The 12944-nt window shown below is 55.4% G+C and carries 7 protein-coding genes; 2 read left to right on the top strand and 5 right to left on the bottom strand.

Annotation, left to right across the window (positions count from 1 at the left end; genetic code table 11):
• The first annotated feature begins 614 nt into the window (after positions 1-614).
• Positions 615-1148 (top strand): ECF-type sigma factor, encoded by a 534-nt coding sequence (locus tag M0G74_RS15695; protein WP_160154557.1) that lies wholly within the window; start codon positions 615-617, stop codon positions 1146-1148.
• 6 nt (positions 1149-1154) lie between these two features.
• Positions 1155-3881, top strand: coding sequence for a serine/threonine-protein kinase (locus tag M0G74_RS15690; RefSeq protein ID WP_248219400.1), 2727 nt, complete (start codon positions 1155-1157; stop codon positions 3879-3881).
• 61 nt (positions 3882-3942) lie between these two features.
• Here the strand turns inward: M0G74_RS15690 and tuf are convergent, their stop codons facing one another.
• From tuf to rpoC, 5 genes are all read right to left on the bottom strand, one after another.
• Positions 3943-5166 (bottom strand): elongation factor Tu, encoded by a 1224-nt coding sequence (gene tuf / locus M0G74_RS15685; protein ID WP_160154560.1) that lies wholly within the window; start codon positions 5164-5166, stop codon positions 3943-3945.
• Between the two features lie 42 nt (positions 5167-5208).
• Positions 5209-7314 (bottom strand): elongation factor G, encoded by a 2106-nt coding sequence (fusA, locus tag M0G74_RS15680; protein ID WP_248219397.1) that lies wholly within the window; start codon positions 7312-7314, stop codon positions 5209-5211.
• A gap of 112 nt (positions 7315-7426) precedes the next feature.
• Positions 7427-7897 carry a 30S ribosomal protein S7 gene (gene rpsG, locus M0G74_RS15675; RefSeq protein WP_010130334.1) on the bottom strand — a complete coding sequence of 157 codons (471 nt, stop codon included), beginning with the start codon at positions 7895-7897 and terminating at the stop codon, positions 7427-7429.
• A gap of 127 nt (positions 7898-8024) precedes the next feature.
• Positions 8025-8399, bottom strand: coding sequence for a 30S ribosomal protein S12 (gene rpsL / locus M0G74_RS15670; RefSeq protein ID WP_067150990.1), 375 nt, complete (start codon positions 8397-8399; stop codon positions 8025-8027).
• A 258-nt stretch (positions 8400-8657) separates the two neighbouring features.
• On the bottom strand, positions 8658-12890 hold the full coding sequence (gene rpoC / locus M0G74_RS15665) for a DNA-directed RNA polymerase subunit beta' (protein ID WP_160154562.1): 4233 nt from the start codon (positions 12888-12890) through the stop codon (positions 8658-8660).
• Between the last annotated feature and the right edge of the window lie 54 nt (positions 12891-12944).

Genomic DNA, 12944 nt, shown 5'->3' with positions numbered 1-12944 from the left:
TTTTGTAACCATCCCGCGGAGATACCCCATATCAGGGCTATGTGGCGGGGAAAACTTTATGTGACAAATTTAACGCCTTTAACGTGAACCGATAAGAATTATTTTCAACCGTAATCACCTTAAGGCAGCTAAGTCACGAAGACACCCGTAATCCGATGGCAAATGGGAAAAAACCTGAGGGTCAATGGCCCTGCTCTTAAGGGCATCCAGCGCACCTGTATAGCCATAAGACTCAGCAATTCCGTTGGTCGCAGGGTAATCTCCGGAAGTAAATGCGCGCTGCGCAAATTCAGTTTCGCCCCAACCACCGGAAAAGGTTCGACGGTCGACCAACTCAATGCGCGCACTGAGAAAAACAAACAAAAAAACTGCCCCTCCGAGTGCCCCCGCAGCCAGAAACTGCCTTAACATAGCGCTTAGCTCACTGTTTGCTCCTGAATCCACTCTTGTCACTGCGAGGCGTTACCAAGTCACCTTTCGACGAGCCCTTGGAGATAATTACGGAACGGCAACAGCATTCCCCTCATGTAGAGAGAAATATTTTTAAATTTTCTCTGAAATAACTAGAACAGCTTCGGAAACAAAAAAACCGGAGTGCTTTTTGATCAACCACTATGTCCCAGCACGAACAATTACCCGAACTGACCGGGCAGCTTTATGAGGAACTGCGCCGATGCGCAAGGCGCATCCTCGGCAATCAGCCTGATGGCCTCACCCTGCAGACGACGGATGTGGTGCACGAGGCCTGCCTGCGGTTAATGGAGTCCCCCGCACAATTTGAAAGCCGCACCCACCTCTACCGCTGCGCGGCCAAGGCCATGCGACACCTGCTGGTGGATCACGCCCGGGCCAAATCCGCACAAAAGCGCAGTGGCCAGCATATGCGCACTATCTGGATGGACAGCCTACTCGGGGATATTGATGTGAACCTTGGGCTAATGACCATTGACCAGACGCTGACCGAAATGTCGCAAATCAGTGATCGCCTGGAAAGTATTGCGGAACTGCACTACCTCGCCGGTTTTACCCAGAGCAAAGTGGCTGAGATTATGGAAATCAGTGTGGCTACCGTGGAGCGGGAGCTGAAGTTTGTTCGCGCCTTCCTCACCGACCGCCTGCAAGAGCAGCACCACCCGACCTGCGCCTGAGAATATATGCCGACTAACAATATCCGACTGAATGTCATCAAAGACCTGTTCGACCGCTGCTGTGAGTCACCCGCGAACGATCGCTCACAAATACTGCAAGCCAGCGATGCCAGCCCGGAAGAAATTGCGGAAGTAGAGCGCTTGCTGGCCTGTCACGACAGTGCCGACAGCAGCGGAAGCCAGACCAATATCATCGGACAACAACTGAAAACCCTCAGCCAGAGCCTGCCCAGCGGGCAACTGCTGGGGGCATATGCCATCGAAGAGGAAATCGGCCGCGGCGGTATGGGGATTGTGTTCCGCGCGAAACGGGCGGACGGGAACTACGACCAGCAAGTAGCAATCAAGATAGCCCCCAGTTTTGCCAGTAGCGAAGAACTGAAGCACTTCCACCAGGAAAGACAGATTCTGGCGAAACTGCAACATCCCAACATTGCCACTCTTCTGGATGGCGGCAGCACCAATGACAAGCGCCCCTACCTCGTCATGGAGTACGTGGAAGGTCACCCGATCCACGAGTATTGTCGGATCAACAACCTGGGCCTGCGAGCCCGTCTGCGCCTGTTCGCTGCCGTTTGTGAAGCGGTCAGCTACGCCCACAGCCATCTGATCATTCACCGGGACATAAAGCCGGATAATGTACTGGTGACCGCCAAAGGCCAGGTCAAGCTACTGGACTTCGGTATTGGCAAGGCCTTGCAGGTCGATGGCGAGCGCACTCAAGCCACGGCATTGAAAGGCATGACGCTGGCCTACGCCAGCCCGGAACAAATACGCGGCGAACGCACCACCACCGCAACGGATGTCTACGGCCTGGGCGCCCTGCTGTATTTCCTCCTGACCGAGCAATCTCCCCACCGCTTCGGCGATAACAGCGCCGAAAAAGCAATCCAGGCAATCTGCCATACGACCCCCACTGCCCCCAGCCGCGCACTGCCGGATTCAGCCACCTTCACCGAGCGCCGCTTACTCCGCGGAGATCTGGACAATATATCCAGCAAGGCGTTGCGCAAGGAGCCGGAACTTCGTTACGCCAGTGCCAGTGAACTGCAACGGGATATTGAACGCTACCTGCGCCGGGAGCCCGTCCTGGCCACGCCGCCCAGTTTCCTCTACCGCGCCGGAAGGTTGATCTCCCGCTATCCTGCAGCCTCTGCACTGGCACTCTCCGTTTTCCTCGCCGTCACAACTGGATTGGCTGCATCCCTGTACTTAGCCAATCAGTTGCGTAACGAGCGAGACAGTCTGCTGTTAGCAAGACAGGAGACGGAGCGGCAAATGCTAAGTGCACAGCGTACTGCCGATTTGTTGACGGGAATGTTTGATGCCGCATCACCCGAGACAGCGCAAGGGCGGACTATTCACGTCGACGAGCTAATCAACGCAGCCACGGCAAAGACCAGAGCGACTCTGGATAATGAGCCACAGATAAAGTCCACGTTACTTTCGACACTCGCTCAGGTTAAGTCAAAAACCGGTAAATACCGCGATGCGGTGGAATTACAACAGGAGTCTCTGACCCTCTTGTCGAAAATTGAATTCCCAGATATCCATCAAGCAGCACACCAGAGAGCGGAGAGCCTTCTGCTGCTCGGCAGTTTTTTACGAATGGTCGGAGAGCGAGAGAAGGCTAGAAAAGCCTTTACGGAAGCTAGCGAGCTAATCCGTACTAGCCCACAGAAAACCATTGAAGCAACAATATTTTATGAGGAGGGGAAACTGGCTTCCAAAGAAGGAAATGCAGAAGCAGCTATTAATCTCTTCAAAAAGTCACAAGAAATCTGGGATATGCAAGCTGATCACGGAGGCGCAAAAGGGCTACTCAATCGGCACGGGCTTGCAGACGCCTATTTCTTGAAGGGCGATTTCCATTCGTCAGCAGAAATAGGGGAAGAAGTACTTGAACAGCGAATCAAGCTCTTAGGAAACACCCACCCCGACACCATTAACAGTTATCGTCACCTGGCCCGCAGCTATATGCGCACAGGCAACTGGATTGAGGCACGTGAACGCCTGGAGTTCGCATTTAGAGAGTGCGAAAAAATATTCACACCTGACCATAAAATCTATCGCGACACCGGCGCAATCTATGCACGACTGATCAGGCGGTTTGGAGAAGATCAAAAAGCATTGGAGATTCTGACTCTACTATTAAAGTCGGACGCTCAATCTATCGAATCCACATCGGACCTACTAACTCATCGCGGATTCACTTATTTCAAGATGGGGAACCTAGAAAAGTCTATTGAAGACCTGAAGAAAGCGAATGATATCGAGGGAAAACTTTATCCACCAGACTCTCCAAATGGACTGATTACTAAAGCAAATCTTGGTCTTGCCCTTGGGATAAACGGTGATGCAAAAAAAGGAATCGAAATCCTAAATCAGGTTCTCGATATTAACATTCGTCACTACGGTGTAGATGATTACGGTGTAGGAGCATGGCTTCTCATGCTGGCGAAGATACACCTCGCAGAGGGAAATTTTCGCGAAGCATGGGCTTTCGTATCACGGGCAAGAGAAAACGGCGACAAGAACTTTGAACGTAATCATCCCATCGTATTGGACACAGACGAAGTTAAAGCAAAGATTTTATTTGCCACGGGAAAATACGACCAGGCCCTACAGGAGTACTCCGAACTCACACATCGATATGAGTCGATCTTCCCTAGCGACGCGCCCATTTTGAAAAACCTTCGCGGGGAAATGGCGAAAATAAAAGCACGAATTTAACCCACAAAAAAAGCCGCAGTGTTTCCACTGCGGCTTTTTTGCTTCAGATCAGGAGTAGAGATTACTCGATGATCTTGGCTACAACGCCAGCACCAACGGTACGGCCACCTTCGCGAATCGCGAAGCGCAGACCGTCTTCCATGGCGATCGGAGCGATCAGGGTAACGGTCATTTGAACGTTATCGCCCGGCATTACCATCTCGGTACCTTCCGGCAGTTCGCACGCACCAGTTACGTCGGTGGTACGGAAGTAGAACTGCGGACGGTAGCCCTTGAAGAACGGGGTGTGACGACCACCTTCGTCCTTGGACAGTACGTACACTTCCGCTTCGAACTTGGTGTGCGGAGTGATGGAACCCGGCTTCGCCAGTACCTGACCACGCTCTACTTCGTCACGCTTGGTGCCGCGCAGCAGGGCGCCGATGTTCTCACCAGCACGACCTTCGTCGAGCAGCTTGCGGAACATTTCAACACCAGTACAGGTAGTAGAGGTGGTTTCTTTGATACCAACGATCTGGATTTCGTCACCAGTGCGAACGATACCACGCTCTACACGGCCGGTTACTACGGTACCGCGACCAGAGATGGAGAACACGTCTTCGATCGGCATCAGGAACGGCTGATCGATAGCACGCTCAGGCTCAGGGATGTAGGCGTCCAGGGTTTCTACCAGCTTCTTAACAGCGCTGGTGCCCATTTCGTCTGCATCTTCACCGTTCAGTGCCATCAGGGCAGAACCAGCGATGATCGGAGTGTCGTCACCCGGGAATTCGTATTGATCCAGCAGCTCGCGCAGCTCCATCTCTACCAGTTCCATCATCTCGGCGTATTCTTCAGAACCAGCGCCGCCACAGTCTTCTGCCAGCAGGTCAGCTTTGTTCAGGAATACTACGATGTAAGGTACACCTACCTGACGGGACAGCAGGATGTGCTCACGGGTCTGCGGCATAGGGCCGTCAGTCGCGCCACATACCAGGATAGCGCCGTCCATCTGAGCAGCACCGGTGATCATGTTTTTAACGTAGTCGGCGTGGCCCGGGCAGTCTACGTGTGCGTAGTGGCGGGTCGGGGACTCGTATTCAACGTGAGAGGTGGCGATGGTGATACCGCGCTCACGCTCTTCCGGTGCATTGTCGATGCCGTCGAAGGCAACGGCAGCGCCGCCCCATACTTCGGAACATACGCGGGTCAGCGCAGCAGTCAGGGTGGTTTTACCGTGGTCAACGTGACCGATGGTGCCCACGTTTACGTGGGGCTTGGAACGTTCAAACTTTTCTTTTCCCATTTTCAGGATCCTCTAACTAAAAAGTTTTAAAGGTACTAAAGCTTAAGCTTTGTTCTTGGCGATGATTTCGTCAGCGACGTTTTTCGGCGCTTCCGCGTACTTCTCGAATTCCATGGTGTAGGTCGCACGGCCCTGGGTAGCAGAACGCAGGTCAGTGGCGTAGCCGAACATCTCGGCCAGCGGCACTTCCGCATTCACAATCTTACCAGAGGCAGAATCTTCCATACCCTGGATCAGGCCGCGACGACGGTTGAGGTCACCAACCACGTCACCCATGTTCTCTTCCGGAGTAACCACTTCCACTTTCATGACCGGCTCGAGCAGTACCGCGCCGCCGACCTGAGCCAGCTTCTTGGTTGCCATGGAACCGGCGATCTTGAACGCCATTTCGTTGGAGTCCACATCGTGGAAGGAGCCATCGTACAGGGTAGCCTTCAGGCCCAGCAGTGGGTAGCCGGCAAGTACACCGTTTTTCATCTGCTCTTCGATACCCTTAGCAACCGCAGGAATGTATTCCTTCGGTACCACACCACCAACGATGGCGTTTTCGAAGACCAGCTTCTCTTCGGAAGTGTCTTCAGCCGGCTCGAATTTCACCCATACGTGACCGTACTGACCGCGACCACCAGACTGACGAACGAACTTGCCTTCGATCTCAGAGGTGTTGCGGATAGCTTCACGGTAGGCTACCTGCGGCTTACCGATGTTGGCTTCTACGCTGAACTCGCGACGCATACGGTCGACGATGATGTCCAGGTGCAGCTCACCCATACCGGAGATGATGGTCTGGCCAGTCTCTTCGTCGGTCTTAACGCGGAAAGACGGGTCTTCCTGAGCCAGCTTGCCCAGTGCGATACCCATTTTTTCCTGGTCCGGCTTGGACTTAGGCTCTACCGCTACGGAGATTACCGGCTCCGGGAACTCCATACGCTCGAGAACGATCTTGGCGTCTTCGGCACACAGGGTGTCACCAGTGGTCACGTCTTTCAGGCCGATCGCAGCAGCGATGTCGCCCGCCAGTACTTCTTTGATCTCTTTACGATCGTTGGAGTGCATCTGCACCATACGGCCGACGCGCTCTTTCTTCATCTTCACGGAGTTGTATACCGCGGTGCCGCTCTCCAGCTTACCGGAGTAAACGCGGAAGAAGGTCAGAGTACCAACGAAGGGGTCGGTAGCGATTTTGAACGCCAGTGCAGCGAACGGCGCACTGTCGTCAGCTTCACGGGTTTCAACGGTTTCGCCGTCTTCCAGAGTACCTTCGATCGCCTTAACTTCAGTCGGCGCCGGCAGGTATTCGATAACCGCGTCCAGCATGGCCTGTACGCCCTTGTTCTTGAACGCAGAGCCGCCCAAAACCGGTACGATTTCGTTAGCCAGGGTACGCTGACGGATAGCTGCCTTGATCTCTTCTTCGGTCAGCTCACCTTCTTCCAGGTATTTTTCCATCAGTTCTTCGTTGGCTTCCGCCGCCGCTTCAACCAGGAACTCGCGCATTTCTTCGCACTCGTCCTGCATATCCGCCGGGATATCGCCGTATTCGAAAGTCATCCCCATGTCTTCTTCGTTCCACAGGATGGCTTTCATTTTCAGCAGGTCGACAACGCCCTTGAACTCGTCTTCAGAACCGATGGTCATCTGCAGCGGTACTGCAGTGGCGTTCAGACGGGTTTTCAGCTGGCCTACAACCTTGCGGAAGTCGGCACCAGCGCGGTCCATTTTGTTGACAAATACCATGCGCGGAACCTGGTATTTGTTGGCCTGGCGCCATACGGTTTCGGTCTGCGGCTGTACGCCGGAAGAGCCGCACAGTACGACCACGGCACCGTCGAGTACACGCAGGGAACGTTCTACTTCAATGGTGAAGTCAACGTGTCCGGGGGTGTCGATGATGTTTACACGGTGCTGCGGGAACTGCTGCTGCATACCAGCCCAGAAACAGGTGGTCGCTGCAGAAGTAATGGTAATACCACGCTCCTGCTCCTGCTCCATCCAGTCCATGGTTGCGGCGCCTTCGTGCACCTCACCGATTTTGTGGGACAGACCAGTGTAGAAGAGTACGCGCTCGGTAGTAGTGGTTTTACCGGCGTCTACGTGGGCGCAGATACCGATATTGCGATAGCGTTCGATAGGCGTTTTACGTGCCACAGTTGTATCCTCGATATAACGGCAAAAGGCAGCGCGGAGTTTTACCTTCCTTGCTGCCTTTCGGTTTTAATTTCCGATGGAAATAATCATCAGACTTAGAAGCGTCACTATCTTAGAAACGATAGTGAGAGAACGCTTTGTTGGCTTCCGCCATACGGTGCACGTCTTCACGCTTCTTGACCGCGCCGCCCTTGTTCTGGGAAGCATCGATCATTTCATTGGCCAGACGCTGCGCCATAGACTTCTCACCGCGCTTACGGGAGAAATCTACCAGCCAGCGCATTGCCAGCGCGGTACGACGTGCGGGACGCACTTCTACCGGCACCTGGTAAGTAGCACCACCAACGCGACGGGATTTTACTTCCACCATCGGGGCGATGTTTTCCAGGGACTCTTCAAAAATTTCGATCGGATCTTTGTTCAGCTTTTCTGAAACCAGATCCAGTGCACCGTAAACGATGCTCTCTGCCACAGACTTCTTACCAGAGATCATGACATGGTTCATGAACTTGGCCAGGGTCACGTTCCCAAACTTGGGATCGGGCAGTACTTCGCGCTTGGCGACTACACGTCTTCTTGGCATGGTATTGCCTCTCTTCAGGGTTACTCCGAGACGCCGCCGTATTAACTAACAAATAGTAATTACAACTCGGCGAGCTCAGCCTTACTCCGGTTATTCGTTAAACCGAAACGCAAATTGACCTTAGGGATTAACCCTTAGGGCGCTTGGCACCGTACTTAGAACGGCCCTGCTTGCGATCGTTTACGCCGGCACAGTCAAGTGCACCGCGTACAGTGTGGTAGCGCACACCCGGCAGGTCTTTTACACGACCGCCGCGAATCAGCACCACGCTGTGCTCCTGCAGGTTGTGGCCTTCACCACCGATGTACGAAGTTACTTCGTAACCGTTGGTCAGGCGCACACGACAAACTTTACGCAGCGCAGAGTTTGGTTTCTTCGGTGTAGTGGTGTACACACGAGTGCAAACTCCACGACGCTGCGGGCTGGCTTGCAGTGCAGGTACGTCGCTTTTTTCAACTTTGCGTTTTCTCGGCTTACGAACCAACTGGTTGATCGTTGCCATTAAAAATCACTCCAAAATAAAACGCCCCCACCATCTACAGCAGTGAGGGCCTATCGTCAGTGCATGACCGCCTTTCGCCCGAGGACAAAAAACAGCCTTACCCCATTAGCGGGGGCCGCATTCTATAAGCGACGGCACCCCTAGTCAACCACCCACCGAAGTAAACACTAACTCCGGCTTATGATTGCTATCCGGAACCGACCAGGAGGAACGACTTTTCAGTCAACCTCCTGATCAGACCACTCCGTTCTATCGACCTCAGTCCCCGGAAGATTTCAGGGCTTCGGTCAGCGCTGCTTCCACTTCCTCTGCAGACGGGCCGTCGGCGTAACCGCCCTGGCTCATTTGCAGGCTGCGCTTGCGCTTGCGCTCGGTGTGGTACGCCAGGCCGGTACCGGCCGGGATCAGACGTCCCACTACCACGTTTTCCTTCAGGCCGCGCAGGCTGTCTTCCTTGCCGGTTACCGCCGCTTCGGTCAGCACCCGGGTGGTCTCCTGGAAGGAGGCCGCAGACAGGAAGGACTCGGTCGCCAGAGACGCTTTGGTGATACCCAGCAGCAGACGCTCGAACTGAGCCGGTTGCTTGCCTTCAGCACGCAGGCGCTCGTTCTCTTCCACCACGCGCTGGTACTCCACCTGGTCGCCCTTAATGAACTCAGAGTCGCCCATCTCGAGGATCTCAACTTTACGCAGCATCTGACGCACGATGGTCTCGATGTGCTTATCGTTGATGCCTACACCCTGGAGGCGGTAAACCTCCTGGATCTCGTTGGTGATGTAGCGCGCCAGTTCTTCCACGCCCTTAAGACGCAGAATGTCGTGCGGGTTGGACGGGCCATCAGAGATAACCTCACCCTTCTCTACGGTTTCACCTTCGAATACGGTCAGCTGGCGGTGCTTTGGAATCAGTACTTCGTAGTGATCCTTGCCATTAGCCAGCGGCTTGCCATCACGCGGGGTGATCTGCAGGCGAACCTTGCCTTTGGTTTCTTTACCGAAAGACACGGTACCGGAGATCTCCGCCAGGATGGACGGCTCTTTCGGCTTACGGGCTTCGAACAGGTCGGCAACTCGCGGCAGACCACCGGTAATATCCTTGGTCTTGCCGGATTCCTGCGGAATACGCGCGATTACGTCACCGACGTTCACCTTGTCGCTGTCTTTCAGACTGAGGATAGCCCGCGGCGGCAGCGCATAGTGCGCCGGTGCATTGCTGCTCGCCAGAGTCAGTTCTTCGCCATTCTCGTCAACCAGGGTTACGGCCGGACGCAGATCTTTACCCGCCGCCGGGCGCTCTGCCGGGTCGATGACCTCGATGGAGGACAGACCGGTAATTTCGTCAGTCTGCTTGCGAATGGACAGACCGTCTTCCATACCGGACAGTTTCACCCAACCGGCCACCTCGGTAATGATCGGGTGAGTGTGCGGGTCCCACTTGGCCACGATCTGGCCACCGTCGATGGTCGAACCTTCGTCAACACTGATCACAGCACCGTAAGGCAGCTTGTAACGCTCGCGCTCACGACCGGCGCTATCGGCCACTGCCAGCTCACCGGAGCGGGAAACTGCCACCAGGTTACCGCCTTCAGTTTTTACGGTCTTCACGTTGTGCAGACGCACGGTACCAGGCTGCTTCACCTGAATGCTGTCCGCCGCAGAAGCACGACTTGCCGCACCACCAATGTGGAAGGTACGCATGGTCAGCTGGGTACCCGGCTCACCAATGGACTGGGCCGCCACAACACCCACGGACTCACCTGGGTTGGCGCGGTGACCACGGGCCAGGTCGCGGCCGTAACACTGGGCACAGATACCATGGGCGGTCTCACAGGTAATTGCGGAACGCACCATTACCTCGTCGATACCCAGGGTTTCGATACGCTCTACCCACTTCTCGTCGATCATGGTGCCCGCAGGCACCGCGATCTCGTCGCTGCCCGGCTTGGTTACGTCGCGCGCAACCACACGGCCGAGGATACGGTCACCGAGGGATTCGATGACGTCGCCGCCCTCAATTACCGGCGCCATGGTCAGACCATCGTCGGTACCACAGTCGATTTCGGTGATAACCACGTCCTGAGCCACGTCTACCAGACGGCGGGTCAGGTAACCGGAGTTCGCGGTTTTCAGTGCGGTATCCGCCAGACCTTTACGAGCACCGTGGGTCGAGATGAAGTACTGCAGTACGCTCAGACCTTCACGGAAGTTCGCGGTAATGGCGTTCTCGATAATGGAGCCATCCGGACGCGCCATCAGGCCACGCATACCGGCCAACTGACGGATCTGCGCTTCAGAACCACGAGCGCCGGAATCCGCGTACATGTAGACGGAGTTAAAGGAGTCCTGCTCGGTCTCTTTACCGTCGCGATCGATTACCGGCTCTTTCTTGATACCGGCCATCATCGCCTGGGTCACTTTGTCGTTGGTACGGGACCAGACGTCGATGACCTTGTTGTATTTCTCACCCGCGGTTACCAGACCGGATGCGAACTGGGTTTCGATCTCTTTCACTTCCTCTTCCGCGGAAGCGATCAGGTCGGCCTTGGCCGCCGGGATCTCGAAGTCGTTCACACCGATGGAGGAACCGGACTTGGTGGAGAAGTCAAAACCGGTGTACATCAGCTGGTCAGCAAAGATGACGGTCGCCTTCAGGCCCACCTTGCGGTAGCACTCGTTCAGAACGCGGGAAATCGCCTTCTTCTTCATCGGCTGGTTCACGTACTCGAAGGGCAGGCCTTCCGGTACGATGTTCCACAGCAGGGCACGGCCTACGGTAGTGTCGTATACCTTGCGCGACGGGTGTTTTTCACCGTCTTCACCGATGACCGCTTCGTTGATGCGCACTTTCACTCGCGCCTGCAGGCCAACCTGCTTGGCGTAGAAGGCACGGCTGACTTCCTTGATATCGGAGAAGAACATGCCTTCACCTTTATCGTTCACGCGCTCACGGGTCATCCAGTACAGGCCCAGTACCACGTCCTGAGACGGTACGATGATCGGCTCACCGTTGGCGGGCGACAGGATGTTGTTGGTGGACATCATCAGCGCGCGGGATTCCATCTGCGCTTCGATCGTCAGCGGTACGTGTACCGCCATCTGGTCACCGTCGAAGTCAGCGTTGTACGCCGCACACACCAGCGGGTGCAGCTGAATCGCCTTACCTTCAATCAGTACCGGCTCAAACGCCTGGATACCCAGACGGTGCAGGGTCGGTGCACGGTTCAGCAGTACCGGGTGCTCGCGGATCACTTCGTCGAGGATGTCCCACACCACCGCTTCTTCGCGCTCGACCATCTTCTTGGCCGCCTTGATGGTGGTGGCCAGGCCGCGGGCTTCCAGCTTGCCGAAAATGAACGGCTTGAACAGCTCAAGCGCCATTTTCTTGGGCAGACCACACTGGTGCAGACGCAGGGTCGGACCAACCACGATCACGGAACGACCGGAGTAATCGACACGTTTACCCAGCAGGTTCTGACGGAAACGACCCTGCTTACCCTTGATCATGTCGGCCAGGGATTTCAGCGGGCGCTTGTTGGAACCGGTGATGGCACGGCCGCGACGGCCGTTGTCCAGCAAGGCGTCAACAGACTCCTGCAGCATGCGCTTTTCGTTGCGCACGATGATGTCCGGCGCGTTCAGCTCGAGCAGGCGCTTCAGACGGTTGTTACGGTTGATCACGCGACGGTACAGGTCGTTCAGGTCGGAGGTCGCGAAGCGGCCACCGTCCAGCGGTACCAGCGGGCGCAGATCCGGCGGCAGAACCGGCAGTGCCTGCATGACCATCCACTCCGGCTTGTTACCGGACTTGTAGAAGGCTTCCAGCAGCTTCAGGCGCTTGGACAGCTTCTTGATCTTGGTCTCGGAGTTGGTTGCCGGAATCTCTTCGCGCAGGCGCTGAATTTCAGACGGCAGCTCGATATCGTTCATCAGCTCCTGGATGGCTTCGGCACCCATTTTTGCTTCGAACTCGTCGGCGAACTCTTCCATTGCTTCGAAGTACTGCTCGTCGTTCAGCAGCTGGCCGCGCTCCAGGGTAGTCATACCCGGATCGGTCACCACGTAAGATTCGAAGTAAAGCACGCGCTCGATATCACGCAGGGTCATATCCAGCAGCAGGCCGATACGGGACGGCAGGGATTTCAGGAACCAGATGTGGGCAACCGGGCTCGCCAGTTCGATGTGGCCCATGCGCTCACGACGCACCTTGGCCTTGGTCACTTCAACACCGCACTTCTCACAGATGATGCCGCGGTGCTTCATGCGCTTGTACTTACCGCACAGGCACTCGTAGTCCTTGACCGGGCCAAAGATCTTGGCGCAGAACAGGCCTTCGCGTTCCGGTTTGAAGGTACGGTAGTTGATGGTCTCCGGCTTTTTCACTTCGCCGTAGGACCAGGAACGGATCATGTCCGGCGAAGCCAGACCGATACGGATAGCGTCAAATTCTTCGAGCTGATCCTGGGCTTTCACCAGGTTTAACAAATCTTTCAAGGCCTTTCCTCCACTAGGGGGTAGTCATTCCGGCCAACTGCCTTTGGGGCCGGA

It is taken from the genome of Microbulbifer sp. CAU 1566 (genome assembly GCF_023156515.1).
Classification (GTDB): domain Bacteria; phylum Pseudomonadota; class Gammaproteobacteria; order Pseudomonadales; family Cellvibrionaceae; genus Microbulbifer.
Note: the sequence above shows the minus strand (reverse complement) of the source record. Positions and strands in the feature narration are given on the sequence as shown.